Annotated in this window: 1 protein-coding gene; it reads right to left on the reverse strand. The window is 48.7% G+C overall.

What is annotated here, in order from left to right; genetic code table 11:
• Nucleotides 1-3: 3 nt before the first annotated feature.
• Entirely contained in the window at nucleotides 4-25,041 is a 25,038-nt protein-coding gene (locus dnm_RS23330; RefSeq protein WP_207679293.1) for a tetratricopeptide repeat protein, read from the reverse strand.
• Between the last annotated feature and the right edge of the window lie 458 nt (nucleotides 25,042-25,499).

A 25,499-nucleotide genomic window follows, 5' to 3' on the forward strand; every position in this document is an offset into this window, starting at 1 on the left:
AGATTACCCTGCCACCTCAATCTGTCCTGGTTTTTCCCCTGCCAAAAAGCGGTTCCGCATTTCTTTATAAGCCTTCTCCAGATTTCTGACAAATTGCGGCGTATCAAAAAGAGGATGTGTTGTGCGATGTTTTGCGAGCTTCTCCCGTATTGCCTGCAATTCTCCCGCCTCCTGAGTAATATCGGATGTCGCCAGCCGAACCGCAAGCCCCTCATATTCTTGTAAAGTATGGGCGATCAGTTCAGGCAGGCCCATTGCCGTCAGAATACTTGAAGACGCGCGGGACGCATAATGCCCCCCCTGAAGTGTAATCACAGGAAGCCCTGCCCACAAAGCATCTGTTGTGGTTGTATGCCCATTATAAATCCGTGTGTCCAAAGCCAGACCCGCGAGCCGATGCCGGGCCAGATGATCCGCTTTTGACGGAAGCTTCTCCGCAAACACAAGCTGTTCCGCATTCACACCTCTGGTTTCCGCGTCCCGTCTTAAATTCCTTTTGATGGTATCGGTCGCGTGAGCCAGCCACAGAACACTTTCCGGAACCTGGCGGAGAATCTTCATCCACACATCAAACATGACCGGTTCGATTTTATAGGCCTGGTTAAAGCAGCAAAAAACAAAACCGTGTTCAGGCAATCCGAAATCCGCTTTTGTCCAAAGTTTGTCCGAAATCTTCTGGGCGTTGTCATTGACCTGAAAATGTGGCAGATATGCAAAATTCTCACTGTAAAAAGGTGCATGATCTTCAGGCGTTACAATTTTGTCCGTGATGATATAATCGAAAAAATCAGCTCCGGTCGTTCCTGGAAAACCAAGATAAGTGGCCTGAACCGGTGCGGGGCGAAGCGCGCATATCCCTAATCTGCTGCCGCCGGTAAAGCCCATCAGATCAACGAGAATATCCACCTCATCTTCGTATATCCGCTTTGCCGCGTCCGCATGACCGTCATTCCGAATATCAGCAAATTTGTCACACTCCTGCTGAATTCTCGCCCGGTGTTCGCTTTTGTCATCCTGTCCGTAAGAATAGCAATGGACATTAAACTCCTCCCGGTTATGCAATCCGAACACACGGAGCATAAGATGCGCCACAGGATGATTACGAAAATCTTTGGACAGATAGCCCACAGTGATTTTTCTTCCGGATGATTTTCGCTTATCAAAAGAAAAGCCTAAATTCAAGTCAGATATTGGTCGGACAACATCCCTCACCCATGACGTTGCAATGGCAAAATTGCGAGCCGGATCAGCATGTCTCGTAAGACTCGTAAACGGATCTTCAACCGCCCGTATCCCATTTTTCAACGCATCATCCGTCAGTTCATCCAGCTTATCTGTCAACGCCTCGTATCCCTGCCAGTCGCACGTTTGCTGCAACTGAGGAACAAGATTGCTGTAACCCTGAGCATAATTCGGGTTGATTTTAAGCGCATTGCGGTAACAAAGGATTGCTTCGTCTGTTCTCCCCTGATCTTCCAAAACAATCCCCATATTGTTATAAGCCTGGACATAATTCGGATTGATCTCCAACGCTTTGGCATAACAGGCAATTGCATCCTGGCCCCTGACCTGATCCCTGAACATATTTCCCATGTTGTTATAAGCCTCGGCATAGTTCGGATTCATCTCCACCGCTTTTTGATAACACGCTATAGCCTCCTCGGTCTTGCCCTGATCTCTCAGGAAATTGCCTCTTTGATAATGTTTGATGGCTTGAGGCTTGGGGCCTGAGGCTTGGGATTTGTGATTTATTTGAGATTCGTAATTTGTAATTTGTGATTTATTTGTAATTTGAGATTTGTGATTTGTGATTTGTGATTTATTTGTAATTTGAGATTTGTCATTTGTCATTTTCTGATAAGCAGCTTCCACGGAGCGTGCAAAGGAATTGGAATCGCACAAAGGAGAATTCTCCATTTTCTGACGCAGGGAGGCACGGAGTGCCGCAAGCCGGTTAATATCTCCGGCAAGCTGAACGGTCTTGGAAATATACTCGGCCTCGGTTTCGGCAATGAATTCCGTCAGTCCGATCCGCGTCAGAATGCTTGTTCCCACGCGTGAGACATGACGTTCCCCGCGCAAAGTTATCACCGGAACCCCCATCCAAAGAGCTTCACATGAGGTTGTAGTTCCGTTATATGGAAAGGGATCAAGCGCGATATCCACCTGATTATACAGATCAAGATGTTTCACTCTCGAAGATACGCTGGACATTATGGTGATGCGGTCTGCGGTAATGCCGTTCATCAAGAAGAGTTCAGAATAACGAGCCCGGGTTGCCTCATCCGCCAACTGCTTGCTTTTGATGAGGAGATGTGAACCCGGAACCTGCTGTAAAATCTGGGACCACACGGCCACCACATTTTCAGTGACTTTGGTTGAGTTGTTGAACGATGCAAACGTGATTTCATTGTTTTTCAAAGCTGGCAATTCAGCCACTTCGGGCGTTTTGGAGAGCGGAGAATAGCAAAGAAAACCGCCCGGCAGACGCACCAGCGTCTCACTGAAATATTTGTCCTCCCCCTCGGGATCTGCCGCGGCGTCGGTGAAGCGGTAATCCATGACCGACATGCCTGTCGTGCCAGGATATCCGAGCCATGTCACCTGAACCGGGGCAGGCTTTCGGGCAAACACAAGAAGATGGTCATTTGCGGAGTGTCCCGCCAGATCCACAAGAATGTCAATACGGTCGTGGCGAATTTGTTCCGCGATATCAGCATGGCTTTTTCCTACGGTGCTGCACCAGTGATCCGCAAGGGATTTGAGTTCCGTGGTCACTTCGTCGGGATTTTGCAGATGAGCGTAGCAGAATATCTCCACCCGGGTTTTGTCGTGTCCTCTGAACAGCGGCGTTATGAAATACGCGCATGAATGCCTGTGAAAATCAGGAGAAACATAGCCGATGCGAAGCCTTCGCCCCGATGTTGAATCATTAAGATGTGACAAAATTTCTTTTGTCAGGGGTTTGGCGTGTTGTTCATCCCATAAGCGATGCTGTTCATATAGCCACTCGGAGGAATAATGCGGGCCGAAATTTCGGGCATCTCCGTACTGATAAGTAAACAGCAAATTGCTGTGCGCCTGATAATACCCCGGTCTGATTTCCAATGCTTTTTTATAATAAGCAATGGCCTCATCCACTCTGCCCTGATCTTTTAAAATGTTGCCAATATTATTATGGGCTTCGGGATAATCCGGCTTATTCGCCAGCGCATTGCGGTAACACGAGGCAGCCTCCTCAATCTTGCCCTGGTCATTCAGTGCCACGCCCATGCTGTTATGCGCTTCCGCATTTCTCGGATTGATTTCCACTGCTTTCCGGCAGGACATCACAGCCTCGTCCAGTCTGCCCTGATCCTTGAGTGCGTTGCCCATGTTGTTATACGCGTCCGCATTTGTGGGTCTCATTTCCAGAGATTTATTATAGCACTCAATGGCCTCTGTCAGCTTTCCCTGCGCTTTCAATGTATTGCCCATGTTATAAAGCGCATCCGCGTTTTTCGGATTAATCTCCAGGGCTTTTTCATAACATTGAATAGCCTCATCCAACTTTCCCTGGTTTTTCAGAATTGCTCCCATGTTGTTGTAGGATTCTGAATAATCGGGCCGGATTTCCAACGCTTTTTTATAGCACTCAATCGCTTCATCTATTTTATTCAGATCTTTCAGAGCCGCGCCCATGTTATTATATGCCTCCGCGTTTTTCGGATTGAACTTCAGCACTTTGCGGTAAGCTTCGACTGCCTCTTGTTTTCTGCCATGAATATTCAGGGCATTTCCCATATTATAGTAAACTTCGGCATAATTCGGATTGATCTCCAATGCTTTTTTGTAAGCATCCAATGATGCCTCGAACTGTCCCCCTGCCCTCAGTGCGGCTCCCAGGATATTATAATACATCGCATTTCGAGGATTAATCTGAATCGCTCTGCTGATAAAATCTGCGGCAACATCATGCCTGCGGGTCTGATGGGCAATAAATCCGAGATAATATAATGAATCAGCATGATTCGGATCTATCTCGATAATTTTCTTATAAACATCTTCAGCCTTGTCAAGCTGTCCGCTTTTATGGTGTTCAATAGCTGTTTTCAAAGCATCATCAATATTGAAACTGGAAGCTGGAAGCTGGAAGCTGGAAGCTGGAATCTGGAATCTGGCTTCAAATATTTCTCGGTAAGTAGTCTCAATGGCTTGTGCAAAAGATTTGGCATCGCACAGCGGAGAGTGCTGCATTCGCTGACGCAGGGAGTGGCGGAGTTCGCTAATCCGAGAAATATCTCCGGCCAGTTGGATTGCCCTGAACACATAATCCTCTTTGTTTTCAGCGATCAGTTCTGTCAGACCGACCCGTGTGAGAATGCTCGCGCCCACGCGTGAGGCATGACGATTTCCGCATAAGGTCACGACCGGAACCCCCATCCACAGGGCCTCGCACGAGGTAATGGTCCCGTTATAAGGAAACGGATCAAGAGCAATATCCACCTGATTATACACATCAAGATGCGCTTCAAGAGAAGGCGTGCGGGGCATCATCATGACACGCTCGGAAGAAATACCATTAGTTGCAAACATTTCAGAATAACGACGCCGAGTTGACTCATTCGCCAATTGTCGGTTTTTGAGTAAAAAACGTGAGTTCGGAATCTGCTGCAAAATCTTTGCCCACAACGCCACCACATTTTCAGTCACCTTGGTGAGATTATTGAACGAACCAAAAGTGATCTGATGGCTTTTCAGTCCCGGCAAATCCGCTATATCGGGGGCAGTGGCAGGCGGCGCATAGCAGAGAAAGCCATTGGGCAAACGCAGCAGTGTTTCGCTGGCATATTGATCGGCTATGCCTTCGGGATCAGCAACCGCGTCAGTGAGACGAAAATCCATGGCATCCAGTCCCGTGGTATCCGGGTAGCCCAGCCACGTCAACTGAACCGGGGCAGGTTTGCGGGCAAAAACAAGGAGGCGATTGTTCGCAGTATGTCCCGCCAAGTCAACAAGAATATCAATTTGGTCATTGCGAATCTGTTCCGCCACAGCAGCATGGCTTTTTCCCAGCACACTGCGCCAATGATCAGAGCGTTCTCTGATTCGCCCGGTTATTTCATCTGTTCTCTGCACATCAGCATAACAGAAAATTTCCACCTGAGACCTGTCATGGGAAGCCAGCAAAGGTTCGATCACATAAGCGCACGAATGCCTCCGAAAATCAGGAGACACATACCCCACCCGAAGCCGCTTTTTTGGAGTTTGTGATTTGTGATTTGGCGTTTCCAGTTTTCCGGCATGGATCGCATTCCATTCCCGATGCTGTTCATACAGCCATTCTGGAGAATTCTCCGCACCATACTGCAATGACAGCAATAAGTTGCTATGCGCCTTATCATAATCTGGCTTAATCGCCATTGCTTTTTTATAACAGTCAACCGCGGCCCTCATCTTGCCCTGTTCCTTGAAAGCGTTTCCCATGTTATTATGGACTTCCGCGTTGTTCGGCGTAATCTCCAATGTTTTCCGACAGCAGGCAATGGCCTCGTCTAAGTTCCCCTGATCTTTGAGCGCGACACTCATGTTATTGAATGCCTCAGCATAGTCCGGTTTAATCTCCAACGCGTTTTGATAAGCCGCAATCGCATCATTTAATCTGCCCTGATCATTCAGGAGATTGCCCATATTATTATACGCTTCAGCATAATCCGGCCTGATCTCTATGGCTTTTTGATAAGCAGCAACGGCCTCCTCGATTTTTCCCTGATCATTCAGCGCGACCCCCATATTATTATGATAGTTGGCGTTTCGAGGATTGATTTCAATAGCCTTACGCATCAGGTCTATGGCAGCATCATGTTTATCCGTCTGATGAGCAATAAAGCCAAGATAATGCAACGCATCCGAATGATTCGGATTCACCGCAAGAATCTCCTTATAAATCTTTTCAGCCTTATCCAGTTCCCCAGCCTGATGACACTGAAGCGCGTTGTTGAAATTTGAAACTTGAAACTTGAAACTTGAAACTGGATGCTGGAGACCAGACACGGGAGTTTCGAGTTTCGAGTTTCGAGTTTCCAGTTTCCAGTTTCGAGTTTCGAGTTTCGAGTTTCCAGTTTCCAGTTTCGAGTTTCCAGTTTCGAGTTTCCAGTTTCCAGTTTCCAGTTTCCAGTTTCCAGTTTCGAGTTTCCAGTTTCGAGTTTCCAGTTTCGAGTTTCCAGTTTCGAGTTTCCAGTTTCCAGTTTCCAGTTTCCAGTTTCCAGTTTCAAGCCATTTCACCCACATTTCTCGGTAGGCCGCTTCAACAGAGCGAGCAAAGGAGACTTCATCGCATAAAGGAGATTTCTCCATTCGCTGCTGGAGGGATGCCCGAAGTTGTGCGAGCCGGTCAGTATCACGGGCCAGTTGCACGGCTTTGGCAATGTAATCCGCCTCATTTTCAGCGATCAGTTCTGTTAATCCGAGGTGGGTCAGAATGCTCGTTCCCACGCGTCCCACATGGCGATGTCCGCGTAAAGTCACAATGGGAACCCCCATCCAAAGGGACTCAAAGGAAGTTGTGGTCCCGTTATACGGAAACGGATCAAGACCGATATCCACCTGATTATACATGGCAAGATGGTCTTTTTGCCCCGGGGTTCGGGGCATCATTGTAATACGCTCGGAAGGAAGGCCATTTTTCGAGAACACCTCAAGATAATTGCGCCGGGTTGCCTCGCTCTCCAGCTGCCTGCTTTTGAGCAACACTCGTGATCCGGGAACCTGATGTAAAATCTGCGACCAAACCGCGATGACGTTCTCTGTCACCTTGCTCAGATTATTAAACGATCCAAAAGTGATCTGATTGGTTTTCAGAAAAGGCAGTTCCGGTATCTCCGGCGTTATGTAAAGCGGGGAATAGCAATGAAAACCATTGGGGAGGCGCACCAGGGTTTCGCTGGCATATTTGTCTGCAATGCCTTCGGGATCCGCAATGGCATCAGTGAGGCGGTAATCCATGACATCCATTCCCGTGGTGTCCGGATAGCCAAGCCATGACACCTGAATCGGCGCGGGTTTGCGGGCAAACACAAGGAGGCGGTTATTTGCAGTATGCCCCGCAAGATCAACAAGAATGTCAATGCGGTCATTTCGGATCTGTTCCGCAATCTCTGCATCTGTTTTTCCAACTGTGCTATACCAGTGATCCGCGAGCTTCCTGGCCCGCTCAGTCATTTCGTCGGATTTTTGCACCTCGGAATAACAGAAAATTTCCACCTGTTTTTTGTCGTGGAGGCTGAAGAGCGGCTCTATGAAATACGCACAGGAATGCTTGCGAAAATCAGGAGACACATAGCCCACGCGCAGCCGTCTGTCAGAAATTCGTTCATTTGTATGAGGCAGAATCTCCGCGGCCAGTGGTTTGGCATGATTTTCATCCCATATGCGATGCTCCTCAAACATCAGTTCGGGTGTGTGTTCGGAACCGTACTGCAACGCAAACAGCAGATTACTATGGGCTTTATAGTATCCTGGCTTGATCTCCATGGCTTTTCTGTACGCGTCAATCGCCTCATCCAAATGCCCCATATCCTTAATCGCGTTGCCTAAGTTATTATAGACCTCAGCATAATCCGGGTTGACCTTCAGTGCTTCCCGATAACACTCAACTGCCTCCTCAATTTTCCCCTGATCCTTCAGCACACTCCCCAGATTATTGTAAGCTTCATAATAGGTTGGCTTGATTTTCAATGCCTTGCGGCAGCACTCAGCCGCCTCATCCAATCTGCCCAGATCATAGAGCGAAAGCCCCATGTTATTGCAGGCTTCGGCATAATCCGGCTTGGCCTTTAATGCCCCTTTATAAGCTTCAACACTTTCCTCCAGTTTTCCCTGGCTCTTGAACGCGGCCCCCATATTGTTATACGCCTCAGCATAATTGGGATTGATCTCCACCACCTTGCGATAACATGCGATGGTTTCATCATACTTACGCTGGTCGTTGAGCGTGTTCCCCATGTTATAGTAAGCTTCGGCATTGTTCGGTTCAATCTCCAACGCTTTTTTATAGCACTCAATGGCCTGCTCCGGCTTTCCCTGATGCTTAAACGCGTTCCCCATGTTATTGTAGCTTTCGGGATGGTTCGGTTTAATCTCCAATGCCTTGCGAAAACAGGAGATGGCCTCATCTGTTTTTCCCCAGCCATTCAGCGTATTTCCCATATTATAATATGCCTCAGCATACCTGGGATTGATCTCCAACGCGTTTTTATATGCGCCAACTGCCTCGTCTAATTTGTTCTGGCTTTTCAGCGCATTCGCCATATTATTGTACGCTTCAGCATAACTGGGATTTATCTCCAATGCTTTTTTATACGCCTCAATACTATCCTCGGTTTTCCCCTGATTTTTAAAAGCCACGCCCATGTTATTATAAACTTCAGGAGAATTCGGATTGATCTCCAGAACCTTACGATAACATGCGATGGCCTCATCCGTTCTGCCCAGACCAATGAGCGTGTTCCCCATATTATAATAGGCTCCGGCATAACTGGGATCAATCTCAACCGCTTTTTTATAAAGCCTGATTGCCTCGTCAAATCTCCGCTGCTGCTTCAGTTCGGTAGCCTGATTATTATAATTTATTGCTTCCTGGGAAACCACCTGATTCACAGTTTTTTGTGGTGAAACAGATGATTGAAACCTCAAATTTGGAACTTGTTCCGCCCCTCCAGTTTCCAGTTTCGAGTTTCGAGTTTCAACTTTCAAGTTTTCAGTTTCAAGTTTCAAGTTTCGAGTTTCAAGTTTCGAGTTTCGAGTTTCCTGTTTCCTGTTTCCTGTTTCAAGCATTTTTCGATAGGCCGCTTCAACAGCCTGGGCAAAAGATTTTGCATCGCATAAAGGAGAATTCAGCATCCGCTCACGCATGGCGGTGCGGAGTTGTTTAAGCCGTTCAACATTCCCTGCCAGTTGAACAGCCTGAGAAATATAATCCGCCTCGGTTTCAGCGATCATTTCCGTCAATTCAACCTGAGAGAGGATGCTTGTGCCGACCCGTGACACGTGCCGGCTTCCACACAGGGTTATGACCGGAACGCCCATCCACAGGGCCTCACACGAGGTTGTTGTTCCATTGTATGGAAAAGGATCAAGCGCGATATCCACCTGATTATATAACTCCAAATGTTCTTTTCTGGATGAGGTGCGGGGCTGCATTGAGACATATTCCTCGGAAATACCGTTTTTCAGGAACATCTCATAATAATAATCCCGAGTGGTTTTGTCTGCCAGTTGTCGGCTCTTGATCAAAAGACGGGAACGAGGTGTTTGGTGTAAAATCTGAGACCACACTGCAACCACATTCTCAGTCACTTTGGTTAAATTGTTGAACGAACCAAAGGTGAGATGCCCGGTTTTTATAAAAGGTAATTCAGCCACCTCCGGCAGTGTATCCGGCGGCGTATAACAGAGAAATCCCCGGGACAGACGCACCAGCGTTTCAGAGACATATTTATCGGCCACGCCTTCGGGATCCGCCACCATGTCGGTGAGGCGGTAATCCATGACATCCATTCCTGTGGTATCCGGGTACCCGAGCCACGTCACCTGCACCGGGGCAGGCTTTTGGGCAAATACAAGGAGATGATTATTCGCAGTATGTCCGGCAAGGTCAACAAGAATATCAATGCGATCTTTTCGGATTTGTTCCGCAATTTCATCATCCGTTTTCCCTATGGTGCTGTACCAGTGATCAGAAAGCATTTTGAGCTGTTCGGTCATCTGATCAGGTTTTTCAACAGCAGCGTAACAAAAAATTTCCACCTGAGTCTTATCGTGTCCTCTGAACAAAGACGCCGCGAAATACGCGCACGAATGGAAACGAAAATCAGGAGAAACATATCCCACACGAAGCCGTCTTCCGGAAACTGCATCAATGGAATGGGGCAGAATCTTGTCTGCCAGCGGTTTTGCATGAGTTTCTCCCCATTTGAGATGCTCCTCATACAGCCAGTCAGACGAATACCCTGTTTTGTACTGCAACGTGAACAGCAAATTGCTATGGGCCTGATGGTAAGTCGGTTTGACCCTCAGCGATGCTTTGTAACAACTGACAGCCTCCTCCAGTTTTCCCTGATCTTTGAGCGCGTTCGCCAGATTATTATACGCTTCCGCATGGTTCGGATTGAGTTCCAGGGTTTTTTTATAACAGTCAATGGCTTCCTGAATCTTTGCCTGAGTGTTCAGGAGATTCCCCATATTATAGTGGGTATCAGAATACCTGGGATTAATCTCCAGTGCTTTTTGGTAACACGCAATCGCGTCATTTGCTTTTTTCAGGTTATTATACGCGTTTCCCAGATTATTGTATGCTTCAGCATAATCTGTTTTATTCTCCAGGGCTTTTTTATAACATGCAACTGCCTCCTCGGACTTTTTCTCTCTGTCCAGCATCAGCCCCATGTTGTTATAGGCTTCGGCATAGTTCGGCCTGATTTCAATGGCTTTTCTATAATAAGCCATGGCCGCTTCTTTATCGCCCTGCTCATTCAGCGCGTTCCCCAGGTTATTGCAGACATCCGCATGATTCGGGTCAAGGTCCAGCACTCTGCGATAACATGCGATCATTTCTTCTGCTTTGCCGTGGATATGGAGCGCGTTTCCCAGGTTATAAAAGGCTTCGGTATAATCAGGGTTAATCTCCACTGCTTTGCGGTAAGCGTCAACAGACTCCTCTGCTTTGCCCAGACTGTTCAGAGCTGCCCCCAGATTATTATAATAAATCGCATTCTGAGAATTAATCAGTATGGCCCTGCGAATGAGTTTCACAGCCTCCTCATTCCTGTTGGACTGATGGGCAATAACGCCAAGAAAATGCAGCGCGTCCGGCTGATTCGGATCCATGGTAAGCACCTTGTTGTAAAGCTGTTCCGCCTTATCCAGTTCTCCGGTCTGATGGAGATGCACCGCAGCCTGAAGGAAATCATTGACGCTGAAAACCGGCTGGGGGCCAGGGGCCAGGGGCTGGGGGGTCTCATTTCTCGGCTCCTGGAATTCAGAACCCGGAACCTCAAATCCGGAACCGGGATGCGGCGGTGTCGGTGTGCCGTTTGAACACCATTTCCCCCACATGTTCCGGTAAGCAGCTTCGAGCGACTGGGCAAATGCCTTAAAATTACAGAGGGGCGAATTCTGCATACGCTGTCTTACAGATGCCCGGATATCCCTGAGCTGGTCAATGTCTCCCGCAAGTTGCACGGCCCGGGCAATGTAATCCGCCTCTGTGTCGGCGATGAGTTCGGTCAGCCCGATCCGGGTGAGAATACTTGCCCCCACTCGTGAGACATGCCGCGTTCCGCATAAGCTTATCACCGGAACACCCATCCACAGGGCCTCACAGGTGGTGGTTGTTCCATTGTACGGAAACGGATCAAGACCGATATCCACCTGATTATACAAATCAAGATGCTCTGTCTGAGAAGGCGTGCGAGGTCTCATTGTAACCCGGTCAGAAGAAATGCCGTTTTTGGAGAACATATCATAATAGAGCTGGCAGGTGGCTTCGTCAACCAACTGTCTGCTCTTGATCAAAATTCGAGAACCCGGAACCTGCTGTAAGATTTGCGACCATGCAGCGACCACGTCCGCTGTGACTTTGGTGAGATTGTTAAACGAGCCAAAGGTGATCTGATTTGTTTTCAGGAAAGGCAGTTCTCCCACCTCCGGCGGTTTTAACAGCGGCGAATAGCAAAGAAAGCCTTCATTCAGACGCACCAAGGCTTCGCTGAAATACTTGTCCGCGATATCATTGGGATCCGCGACCGCGTCCGTGATTCGGTAATCCATGGTGTCCATTCCCGTAGTGTCAGGATAGCCAAGCCAGGTGACCTGAACCGGCGCGGGTTTGCGAGCAAAAACAAGCAGGCGGTTATTTGCGGTATGTCCGGCCAGGTCCACAAGGATATCAATGCTGTCATTTCGGATCTGTTCCGCAATCACAGCATCGCTTTTTCCTGCTGTGTTATACCAATGGTCAGCAAATTGCTGAATCCGTTCACTTACGGGATCCGCCTTCTGTAATTCCGCGTAGCAAAACACCTCGACCTGCTGTTTGTCATGCCCCCTGAACAGCGGTTCGATGAAATACGCGCAGGAATGCCCGCGAAAATCAGGAGACACATATCCCACACGGAGCCGCTTTTGGGGATTCTGTTCATTGGTATGCGGCACAATCTCTCCGGTCAGTGGCTTTGCATGTTTTTCATCCCACAAACAATGCTGCTCAAACAGCCAGTCCGGTGAATGACCCGAGGCATACTGCAATGTAAAGAGAAAATTGCTGTGAGCTTCATGATAACCCGGCTTTATCTCCAGGGCTTTTTTGTAATGCTCGGCCGCTTCTCCGAACCTGCCCTGGTCATTCATCGCGTACCCCATGTTATTGTGAGCTTCCGCGTAGTTTGGCCTGATTTCCATTGCTTTATTGTAATAGGCAATGGCATCGGCTGTCCTGCCCTGGTTATTCATGGCCGTGCCAAGATTATTATAAGCTTCCGCGTGTCTGGGATTGATCTCAACCGCTTTTTTATAAGCCTCGATGGATTCCTCAGACTTTCCCATGAATTTGAATGCCACGCCCATGTTATTATACGCCTCGGCATAGCCCGGCTTAATCTCAACCGCTTTTTTATAGCAGTCAACAGATTCCTCCAGCTTATTGAGCAGCTTCATTGATCCGCCCATGTTATAATAGGCTTCCGCGTAATTCGGATTGATCTCTATCGCCTTTTTATAGCAGTCAACAGATTCCTCCAACCTGCCCCAGTTTTTCAGGGCATTGCCCATGTTGTTATGCGCTTCAACATAGTTCGGATTCATCTCCAGGGCTTTTTTATAATTTGCTATGGATTCCTCAAACTTGCCCTGACTCTTGAGCGCATTTCCCATGTTATTATAAGCTTCGGGATACTCGGGAGTGATCTCCAGGGCTTTGTTATAGCAGGCAATGGCCTCATCGGTCTTCCCCAGCTTTTTCAACGCGGCCCCCAGATTATTATGATACAGCGGATTCTGAGGTTTAATCTGAATGGCCTTGTCAATAAGCATCAGGGCATCTTCATCCTTCCCGGTCTGATGGGCAAGAACCCCTAGCAGATGTAAGGCATCTGCCTGGTTCGGATTCATTTCAATGATCTTATTATAAATGGCCCTGGCCTTATCATACTCCCCGGCCTGATGAAGCTGAACCCCGGTATTCAGTGCTTTTTCAAGCTCCGAATTCCGAGTTTCAAGTGTCAAGTTTTGATTTTCTGGTTTCGAATTTCCGGTTTTTAAGCACCATTTTGTCCACATTTCCTGGTACGCGGCTTCCACGGACCGGGCAAAAGCATTGGCGTCGCAAAAAGGAGAATTCCGCATCTGCTCACGGAGGGAGTTTCGCAGTCCGCCAAGCCGGTCAGTATCTCCGGCGAGCTGCACTGCTTTAGCGACATAATCCGCCTCCGTATCAGCAACGAACTCTGACAGGCTGACACGGTTGAGAATACTCGCTCCCACGCGGGAAACATGGCGGTCTCCGGCCAAACTGACAACCGGAACCCCCATCCACATGGCCTCGCAGGTCGTGGTGGTTCCATTATACGGAAAAGGATCAAGGCCGATATCCACCCGGTTATACATGGCGAGATGAGATTCTTTGGAGGCAAGGCGAGGCATCATTATAACCCGCTCCGCGTCTATACCGTTGTTCGAGAACATCTCAAAATAGCGATGCCGGGTGGATTCGTCCGACAATTGGCGGCTTTTGAGAAAGATTTGCGAGCCCGGGACTTGCTGCAATATCTGCGACCACACCGCCACTGTATTCTCGGTGACTTTGCTCAGATTGTTGAATGAAGCAAAAGTGATATGATTTGCTTTCAAAAATGGCAGTTCTCCGATCTCCGGTGCCGGATGAAGCGGAGAATAACAGAGAAAACCAGGCAGACGCACAAGGGTTTCCCGGACATAATTCTCTGACATCCCCACAGGATCGGCTGCCGCGTCGGTGAAACGGTAATCCATGGCAGCCATTCCCGTGGTATCAGGATAGCCAAGCCAAGTGACTTGTATCGGTGCAGGTTTCCGCGCGAAAATCAGAAGGCGGTTTTTTGCAAAATGTCCTCCGAGGTCAACGAGAATGTCAATACCATCCGCACGAATTTGCTCTGCCACTGCTGCATGAGTTTTTCCCATTGTGTTGTACCAGTGATCTGCAAATCCTCTGATTCGTTCTGTCACGTCATCAGATAAATGAACTTCCGCGTAACAGAAAATCTCCACCCGGGTTTTATCATGCGCCCTGAACAAAGGTTCTATGAAATAGGCGCATGAATGGCGACAAAAGTCCGGAGACACATAGCCAACGCGAATTCGTCTTCCAGGTGTCGGATCATTGGTGTGAGGAACAATTTCTTTTGCCAAAGGCTTCGCATGAATTTCGTCCCATTTACAATGCTGCTCATACAGCCAATGCCGCGGACGCGGCGAATCATACTGATAGACACTCAGCAGATTGCTATGGGCTTTGTCGTATCCGGGTCTGATCTCCAATGCTTTTTGATAAGACGCAATGGCTTCGGCTATCCGTCCCGGCTCTTTGAGCGTATTTCCCATGTTATTATACGCCTCGGCAAAGTTGGGTCTGAATTCCAATGCCTTGCGGTAACAGTCAAGGGCTTCTTCAATCTTGCCCTGATCTTGCAGCGAAATGCCCATGTTGTTATAGGCTTCCGCATGGTTCGGCTTCAGTTCCACACCTTTTTTATAGGCTGCAATGGCTTCTTCGGTCTTTCCCTGCCCCTTGAGCGCGTTCCCCAGTTCATTATAGATTTCAGGGAAATCCGGTCTGATCTCCAATGCTTTATGATAACAGGCAATGGCCTCATCAAATTTGCCCTGATCTTTTAACGCGACGCCCAAATTATTGTAGGCTTCAACAAAATTCGGCGCGATATCCAACGTTTTTTTGTAATAAACAATGGCCTCATCTATCTTTCCCTGTTCTTTCAGGGCATTCCCCATATTGTTGTAATAACTTTCTCTGTCAGGGCTGATCTGAATGGCTTTGCCAATGAGATTTATCGCACGTTCATAATTTTTTTCCTGAGAAGCAATGACACCAAGCAAATGCAGGGAATCCGCATGATTCGGATCTGCTGCGAGAATTTTGTTATAAATTTCTCTGGCTTTGCTGATTTCTCCGGTCTGATGATATTGAACTCCTTCTTTTATCGCAGTTTCAATGTCAAATGACGGTTCTCGCTTCTCATTCTCTGGTTGCCAGACAACAGGCGCGGGTTGCTCAAACTGAGACTCCGGAACTTTGAATTCAAAACTCGGCATCTCCGGCTCAGGAAGCTTGAATTCAAAACTCGGGACCTTGAACTCAGGGCTTGGCGTCTCCGGTTCGGGAACATTGAATTCAATACTTGGCATCTTGAACTCAGAACTCGGCGTCTCTGGTTCGGGAACCTTATTAAACTCATAAGTCGGCGTCTCCGGTTCGGGAACATTGAACGCAGCACTCGGAACCTTGAACTCAGGACTTGGCGTCTCCGGTTCGGGAACATTGAACTCAAAACTCGGCATCTTGAACTCAGGACTCGGCGTCTCTGGTTCGGGAACATTGAACTCAGCACTCGGAACCTTGAACTCAGGACTTGGTGTCTCCGGATCGGGAACATTGAACTCAGCACTAGGAACCTTGAACTCAGGACTTGGTGTCTCCGGATCGGGAACATTGAACTCAAAACTCGGCATTTTGAACTCAGAGTTTGGCATCTCTGGTTTAGGAACCTTGAACTCAGGACTCGGCATCTCCGGTTCGGGAAGCTTGAACTCAAAACTCGGCGTCTTGAACTCAGAACTCGGCATCTGAAATTCGGGAGTCTTAAACTCAGGGCTTGACGTCTCTGGTTCAGGAATTTTAAATTCAGGACTTGGCGTCTCCAGTTCGGGAACATTGAACTCAAAACTCGGCATCTTGAATTCAGGACTTGGCGTCTCTGATTCGGGAACATTGAACTCAAAATTGGGAACATTAAACTCAGGACTTGGAATTTCTGATTCCGGAACTTTGAACTCAGCACTTGGCATCTCTGGTTCGGGAACATTTAACTCAAAGCTCGGAACGAATTCAGGACTTGAAATTTCTGATTCAGGAATTTTAAACTCAGCACTCGGTTCCAAGTTTTCAGTTTCCAGTTTCAAGAATTTTCTCCACATCTTTCGGTAAGCGTTCTCCACCGCCTGCGCAAAAGATTTCGCATCGCACAGGGGAGAATTCTGCATACGCTGCCGCAGGGAGGCGCGGAGTTCGCTGAGTCGGTTTTTATCTCCCGCGAGCTGAATCGCTTTGGCAATGTAATCCGCCTCGGTTTCGGCGATCAGTTCTGTTAATCCAAGCCAGTTAAGAACACTTGCTCCGACGCGGGCAACATGCCGTTTTCCCATTAAAGTAATAAACGGAACCCCCATCCATACCGACTCAAACGAGGTAGTCGTCCCATTGTACGGAAAAGGATCAAGACTGATATCCACCTGATTGTACAAGGCTAAATGCTCTTCTCTTGAGGCAACCCGCGGCATCATTTTAATACGGTCGGAGGAAATCCCGTTCTTTGTGAACATCTCAAGATAACGATTCCGGGTGGATGCGTCCGCAGCCTGACGACTTTTGATAAAAAGCTGAGAACCAGGGACCTGCTGTAAAATCTGCGACCATACCGCGACCACGTTTTCAGTGGCTTTGCTCAGATTATTGAAGGAGCCAAACGTGACATGATTATTTTTCAGGCACGGCAGTTCCGTTATATCTGGTGACGGATAAAGCGGCGAATAGGTGAGAAAGCCATTGGGCAGACGAATCAGCGTTTCACTGGCATAAGGGTCTGTCATGCCTTCGGGATCCACGATAGCGTCAGTAAAGCGGTAATCCATGAGAGACATGCCCGTGGTGTCAGGATACCCGAGCCAAGTCACCTGAACCGGGGCAGGTTTGTAAGCAAAAGAAAGCAGACGGTTATTCTCTGTGTGTCCGGCAAGATCAACAAGAATATCAATTTTATCCGCGCAGATTTGTTCCGCAACTGCCTTATGGCTCATTCCCAAAGTGCTGCGCCAGTGGTCAGCGAGATGTTTAATGCGTTCCGTCATATCATCAGGGCGATGCACCTCCGCGTAGCAAAAAATCTCCACCCGGGTTCTGTCATGCGAACTGAGCAGCGGTTCTATGAAATAGATACATGAATGTCTCCGAAAGTCCGGCGACACATAGCCGATACGGAGCCGTCTGTCAGGCGACGGTTCATTGTCAAGGGAGAGGATTTCTCCTGCCAGCGGTTTTGCCTGAGCCTTATCCCAGGAGCGATGCAGATCAAACAGCCATTCCGACGAATAACCGGCCCCATGCTGCAAGGTAAACAAAAGATTACTATGCGCCTGATAATATCTCGGTTTAATCTCCAACGCTTTTTTATAGCAGCCAACTGCCTCCTCGACTTTGCCCTGGTCATTCAGAGCCACGCCCATGTTGCTGTAAGCCTCGGCAAAATTCGGCTTGATCTCCAGGGTTTTCCGATAGCAGTTAATGGCTTCCTCGGCCATGGACTTATCTCGAAACGCATTGCCCATGTTGTTATAAACTTCCGCGAACATAGGATTAATCTCAACCGCTTTATGATAATGACCGATGGCCTCATCAACTCTTCCCAGGTTTTTCAACGCGTTGCCCATGCTGACATGACCTTCCGCGAAGTTGGGATTGATCTCCAATGCTTTCTGATAAGACGCGATGGCTTCCTGGAGCTTTCCCTGCTCCTTCAGCACAAGACCGATGCTGTTGTAAGCGTCCGCAAAATTAGGGTTGATCTCCAGAAGTTTGCGGTAAGCTTCAATGGCTTCTTCATATTTGCCCTGGTCTTTCAGGGCCATGCCCATATTGATATAGGCTTCAGGATAGTTCGGATTCAGTTCCAGGGCTTTTTTGTAGCTCTCAATAGCTTCCTCCGGCTTTCCCATATCCCGCAGCGTAACCCCCAGGTTATTATAAAAATTTCCATTCCTGGGATTAACAGAAATTGCTTTGCGAATAAGGTCGGTCGCGTCATCATGCCTGCCCCTTTGTTGAGCGATAACACCCAGCAAATGCAACGCATCCGCCTGACTCGGATTGATCGTGAGTATCTTCTGATAAACCTCCTCGGCTTTCTCAAATTCTCCGGCCTGATGATGCTGAACCGCGGTATGAAGTGCATTATTGATATCAAATGATAACTGGCGTTCTTCGGCTGCTGGCGGTTTGAAAGATGCCGGAACCTGCTGAAACTCGGCATCTGGAAGTTTAAACTCAGCAGCTGGAATCTCAGGTTCTGCATCCCGGGGGTTAAATGCTGCACTCGGGGGCATCTTAAACTCGGGCGCTGGTGCGTGAGGAATCTGAGGTTCGACATCAGGGATGTTAAACTCAGTTACCGGAATCTGAGGAATCTGGGGTTCAGAAGCCGGAATATGAAACTCAGGTTTCGGGATTTCCTCTCCCGCGCACCATCTTCTCCACATTTCCCGATACGCGTCCTCAACCGCCCTGGCGAAAATTCTGGCGTTACATAAACTGGAATGCGTCATACGCTGTCGCAGGCTGGCACGGAGATCACCAAGCTGTTTCAAATCTCCCGCGAGCCAGACCGCCCTGTCAATATAATCCTGCTCATTCTCAGCCACCAAGCCTATCAGCCCGATCCGTCTCACAATGCTTGCCCCCACCCGTGAGACATGGCGATCTCCGTATATGCTTAAAACAGGAACCCCCATCCACATGGCTTCAAAAGATGTTGTCGTGCCGTTATACGGAAACGGATCAAGGGCAATATCCACCTCGTTGTACATATTGAGATGGTCATTTCTCGAAGGCGTGTGGGGTTTCATCATGACACGCTCCGCAGGAATGCCATGTTTGGCGAACAATTCAAAATAACGCTGCTGGGTGGATTCATCTGCCAGACGGCGATTCTTCATCAGAAATACAGAGTTCGGAACCTGACGCATGATTTGCGCCCATGCCGCCACAACTTCCTCGCTGACTTTTGCCAGATTATTGAATGATGCAAAAGTCACCCTGCCGTTTTTCAGCGCGGGGAGTTCGCCCACCTCCGGTGTGGTGTAAAGCGGAGAATAGCAGAGAAACCCTTCGGAGAGACGCTTGAGGCTTTCACTGACATATTTTTCTGAAGTACCTTCAGGATCAGCCAGCGCGTCTGTGAGGCGGTAATCTATCGCGGACAACCCCGTGGTGTCGGGATATCCGAGCCACGTCACCTGAATGGGCGCGGGCTTTTGTGCGAAAACAAGGAGGCGGTTATTGGCAGTGTGGCCGGCCACATCCACAAGAATATCAATGCCATCTTCCCGAATCTGGTTCGCCACCTCCTCATCGCTTTTTCCCACGGTCTTATACCAATGGTCGGAAATCTCCTCGATCCGTTTGGTCACATCATCGGGTTTTGGCACTTCGGAGTAGCAGAAAATTTCCACCTGACTCTTGTCATGTCCTCTGAACAGCGGGTCTATGAAATACGCACACGAATGGCTGCGAAAATCAGGAGAAACATAGCCCACGCGGAGTTTTCTGTCAGGCGCGGGGTCATTGGTGTGGGGCAGAATTTTCTCGGCCAGCGGGTCCCCATAGATTTCATCCCATCGGCAATGCTCCGCATACATCTCGTCGAGAGAATAGCCAGGTTTGTAATGCAGCGTGAACAGGAAATTGCTGTGGGCCTGATGATACTCAGGTTTGTATTCCATGGCCTTGCGATAACTCTCAATGGATTCATCAATCTTGCCCTGGTTCTTGAGGACGTTCCCCATGTTTACATATGCCTCGGCATATTCCGGTTTAAATTCCAAGGCTTTCTGGTAACACTTGACCGCTTCATCTGCCTTGCCCTGTTCGCCCAGGGCATTTCCCATGTTATAGTATGCACCGGTTCCTTTTGGCTCGATTTCCAGGGCTTTTTTGTAGCACTCAATGGCCTCGTCAATCTTACCATTCTCCTTTAAGGCGATACCCAGACTGTTGTAAGCTTCCGCGTAATTGGGGCTGATTTCAACGGATTTGCGGTAATACTCAATGGCTTGTTCGAGCCTGCCCTCTTTTTTCAGGACATTGCCTGTGTTATGACATGCCTCCGCGTAATCCGGTCTGAATTCCAGGGCTTTCCGATAACACTCGACCGCTTCATCTTGTTTGCCCTGATCTTCTAAGACTGCGCCCATGTTATTATATGCCTCGGCATAGTCAGGTTTGAGTTCCAACGCTTTTTGGTAACAAGATATGGCGTCTTGTTTCTCGCCTTTCATTTTGAGGGCGTTTCCCATATTAATATGGGCTTCCACATAATCGGGTTTGATTTCAAGAACTTTTCGGTAACAATCAATAGCCTGGTCAAATTCGCCCTTTGACTTGAGCGCGATCCCCATGCTGTTATAGACTTCCGCGTAATCCGGCTTGACCCTCACAATATTTTGGTAACACTCAATCAGTTCATCTTGTTTGCCCTGTTCTTTCAATGCCATGGCCATGTTGATATGCCCTTCGAGATAATCCGGCTTGATCTCCACGGCCGCGCGATACGCGAGTATGGCTTCCTCTGATTTTCCCTGTTCCTTGAGCGCAATCCCCATATTGTTATAAAAGAACGCGTTTCGGGGATTCACTGAAATGGCCTTGCGAATCATGTCCACAGCAGCCTCATGCTGACCTGCCTGATGCCTGGTCACGCCAAGGAGATGTAATGCGTCCGCATGATTCGGGTTGACTGCGAGAACTTTGTTATAGATTTCCGCAGCCTTGTCAAACTGACCCGACTGATGCAGTTGGACAGCCGTGCGAAGCGCCTGCTCAATGTTAAATCCCGGATACTGAATCCCGGGCGCTGGCTGAGGAATACCGGATATCGGCACTTGGAACGCTGCCGCGGGAGCCTGGAGTTGGGCAGCGGGTGCTTCAAAGTCACGCGCCGGGGTTTTGAATTCCGGGGCCGGCACCACAAATTCAGGACTCGGCGGGACAAATTCAGGAGCAGGTTTCGGAAATTCGATATCCAGGGCTTTGAATCCCGGAGCTGTTTTTTCCTGAGAACACCATTTCCTCCAAATCTCCTGATACGCATCCTCGACAGACCGGGCAAAGGCATCCGCGTCGCACAACGGAGAGTGTTGCATACGCCCGCGGAGCGAGGTTCGGAGATTGGCGATACGATTTGTATCTCCCGCGAGCTGAACCGCTCTGGAGATATAATCTGCCTCGTTTTCAGCGATCAGTTCTGTCAGCCCGATCCGGGTCAGAATGCTTGAAGTGACACGCGCTCTGTGTCTGTCTCCGCATAAACTGATTACCGGAACGCCCATCCACATGGCCTCGCATGAGGTTGTGGTTCCGTTGTAAGGAAAGGGATCAAGTCCGATATCCACCTGATTATAAAGGTTAAGATGTTCCTTCTTGTCGGGAATGCGGACCTGCATGGTGACACGCTCGGCAGGGATTCCGTTTTTCGCGAACATTTCCACATACTGGTGCCGGGTTGACGCATTCACGAACTGCCTGCTTTTGAGGAGAAGCACTGATCCCGGAACCTGATGCAGAATCTGAGACCATACGGCCGCGACTTTCTCATTGACTTTAATCAGGTTGTTGAACGAGCCAAAGGTGATATGATTTTTGCTCAGGAATGGCAAAAGCCCGACTTCCGGAGTCATGGTGGGCGGGGTATAGCAGAGAAATCCGTTGGGCAGACGTATCAGGGTCTCGGTGAAATACTGATCTGCCACGCCCTCGGGATCAGCAATTGCATCGGTAAAACGGTAATCCATGGCAGCCATGCCGCTGGTGTCCGGGTATCCGAGCCACGCCAACTGAATCGGGGCAGGTTTGCGCACGAAAATCAGCAGGCGGTTTTTCGCGGTGTGTCCGGCAAGATCAACAAGAATATCAATGCGGTCCTTGCGAATTTGTTCCGCCACCTCATCATGGCTTTTTCCCACCGTGACATACCAATGATCAGACAGTCCTCTGATCTGCTCGGTCATTTCATCAGGTCTCTGCACCTCCGCGTAGCAAAAAATCTCCACACGGGTTCTGTCGTGGGCTTTGAGCAGAGGCTCCAGGAAATAGGCGCAGGAATGGTTGCGAAAATCAGGAGATACATAGCCGATGCGGAGCCGTCTGTCCGGTGTCGTGTCATTCGCATGGGGGCGGAGATTTCTTAGATGATGCTTTCCATACATTTCATCCCATTTGAGATGCTCCTGGAACACCCGCTTCCGCGAATGCTCCCACCCATATTGCAATGTAAGCAATAAATTACAATAAGCTTCCGAGTAATCTGCTTTAAGTTCAAGCACTTTGCGATAACAAGTGATGGCCTCGTTCATCCGGCCCTGTTTGCTCAGTGCGCTTCCCAGGTTGTGGAAATAAATGGGGTTATTGGGATTGATTTTAATGGCTCTGCTGATCTGATTGATGGCAATATCATGTTTGTCAATCTGGAAGGCAATCACACCGTGCAAATGCAGGGCATCCGCATGATTCGGATTCGCAGTGAGTATTTTCCGGTAAAGTTCCTCAGCTTTGCCCAGGTCCCCGGATTCATGCGCTCTGAGCGCCGCCTCAAATTCTTTATTTATATTGAATTCCGCCTTCGGGGCTGGGGCCTGCTGAACAGGAGGAGCTTGCTGGCTCACAGACACAGGCGGCTGAATACCAGGACTCTGAATCTGAAATTCAGGAGTCGGCATCTGGGACTGAGGAACATTGAACTCAATTTTTGGCATTTGAAAATTAGAAGGCCGAACCTCAGCCATTTTATCCGGTTCTATAAAAACAGCATCCCCCTCATTCTCAATTCTCCATTCTCCATTCTCAATTCTCAATTCCCCAGAACACCATTTTTGCCACATCTCATCATAAGCGTCTTCAACGGATCGTGCAAAAGAAGCTGCATCGCACAACGGAGAATTCTGTGTACGCTGGCGCAGGGTGGTGCGGAGTTCATTAAGCTGCTTTGTATCTCCGGCCAGTTTAACTGCTTTGGCGATGTAATCGGCCTCGGTTTCAGCGATGAACTCTGTCAGGCCCACCCGGGTAAGGATGCTCATCCCCACGCGGGCCACATGGCGCTCTCCGCGTAACGCTATAAGGGGAACGCCCATCCACAATGCCTCACAGGAAGTTGTCGTTCCATTGTAAGGAAAAGGATCAAGGGCAATATCCACATGCTTATACATATCAAGATGGGCTTCCTGGGACGGTGTCCGGGGCATCATTGTAATTCGCTCTGCATGAATGCCATGTTTCGAGAACATCTCCGAATAATGCTGCCGGGTGGATTCATTTGCCAACTGCCTGCTTTTGAGCAAAATGCGTGAACGAGGAATCTGGCTCAGAATCTTTGACCATATCTCTACCACATGTTCCGTCACTTTGGTCAGATTGTTGAATGAGGCAAAGGTGATGATGCGGCTTTTCATAACCGGCAGCGGCGCGACATCCGGGGTTTTTACGGGAGGAGCATAGCACAGAAACCCGGGCAGACGCACAAGCGTCTCGCTGACATATCTGTCTGTGACACCTTCGGGATCCGCCACAGCGTCGCTGAAACGGTATTGCATGGCATCCATTCCCGTGGTGTCCGGGTAGCCAAGCCAGGTAATCTGAACCGGGGCCGGCCTGCGTGCAAAAACCAAAAGACGATGTTTGGCGGTGTGTCCGGTCAGATCAACAAGAATGTCAATGCGGTCTTCGCGAATTTTTTCCGCAACCACCTCATGACTTTTTCTCATGATACTGTGCCAGTGATCCGCAAGGCCCTTGATTCGTTCCGTGATCTGGTCAGACCGTCGTACATCCGAGTAGCAAAAAATTTCCACACGGGTTCTGTCGTGTGCCCTGAGCAGCGGTTCAATGAAATACGAACACGAGTGGCTCCGAAAATCCGGCGACACATAGCCCACGCGAAGCCGTCTTCCGGGGGTGGGATCATTGTCATGGGGCAAAAATTCTCCTGCCAGCGGCTTTTCATGAACTTCAGCCCATTTGCGATGCTCTTCTAAAAGCCATTCCGGGGAATGATTCGAGGTATATTGATAGGAGAACAGGAGATTGCTGTGCGCCACAGCATTATTGGGTTCTATCTCCAGGACTTTTCGATAACAGTCAATGGCTTTTTCAGGGCTGCCGTGATTTCTCAGTGCGACGCCCATGTTGTTGTATGCTTCAGCGCATTCCGGCTTGATCTCCAGGACTTTTCGATAACAGTCAAGGGATTCGCCTGTCTTGCCCTGGGCATTCAGTTCAATCCCCAGTTCATTATAAGCTTCAATGTAATCCGGTCGGATTTCCGTGGCTTTGCGATAAGCAATAATGGCTTCTGCGGTTCTGCCCAGGTCAACCAGGGCGATGCCCATATTGTAATACGCTTCTGCGTGGTCCGGTTTGATTTCTATAGCCTTGCGGTAAGATTCCACAGCCTCGGCCGGCATGCGTAAGTCGCCCAGCACCACGCCCATGTTATAATGGGCTTCGAGATAGTTCGGCGTGATCTCTACGGCTTTGCGATAATATTCAACCGCTTGTTCAGGTTTGCCCTGATCTTTGAGTGCGCTTCCTGTGTTGTTGTAAGCTTCTGTATAATCCGGTTTGATTTTAAATGCCTGTGAATAACATTCAATGGCTTCGTCATATTTGCTCTGGGCAATAAAGACATTTCCCCTGTTATAGTGGTAAATCGGATTTTGTGGAAAAATTTGAATGGCTTTGTCAATGAGGCGCAGTGCATCATCGTAATCTCCGTTTTTATGTGCGATAAGGCCAAGGAGATGCGACGCGTCCGCATGATCCGGTCTGACGTCAAGTATTTTTCGGTAAAGTTCTTCTGCCTGAGTGTCCTGGCCGTTCTGATGATATTGAACTGCGTTTTTAAATACATTGTCAATATTAAAAGCAGGTGTTCCGGGTAGCGGAGGAGAGAAGTTCTTCGGCTGCATAACTTTTTTGCTTTTGGAAGCTTTTTTTGATGCTGGGAGTTTTTTGGACTCAGCCCCCTTTGCCGGTGTAAGATTTTTGGTTTTAGAACTTTTCTTTGCTGTTTTCTGTCTTTTTTTCTTTTTTCGACTCATAGCTCTTTTTTTAAGGTGTTAGGTGTCAGGTGTCAGGTGTTAGGTGTCAGGTGTTTAAATTAAGTAGCTGACCAAAAGTTTTCGCTGTCAGAGACCTCGGAGGTCTCATATCCGTTTGCCGGACAGGCCGTCCGAAATGTTCATCCGCGGTGATCCGAAAACATCCCGGACGGGGTTGCAACCCCATATGCATCAGGCTAAGAATGCGGGACGGCTGCCGGACGGGATTTGCAACCCCGTCCGAAACGTTTGCGGGCGGCGATCCGGAAAATATTCCGGACGGGGTTGCAAACCCCGTCCGGCAAAATCAGAGTTAATAAAAACAG

This window comes from Desulfonema magnum, from assembly GCF_017377395.1.
Classification (GTDB): Bacteria; Desulfobacterota; Desulfobacteria; order Desulfobacterales; family 4be13; genus Desulfonema_C; species Desulfonema_C magnum.

Excerpts from the sequence above, each read along its gene's own strand:
- dnm_RS23330 (WP_207679293.1), bottom strand. The coding sequence starts at position 25,041 with ATGCAGCCGAAGAACTTCTCTCCTCCGCTACCCGGAACACCTGCTTTT.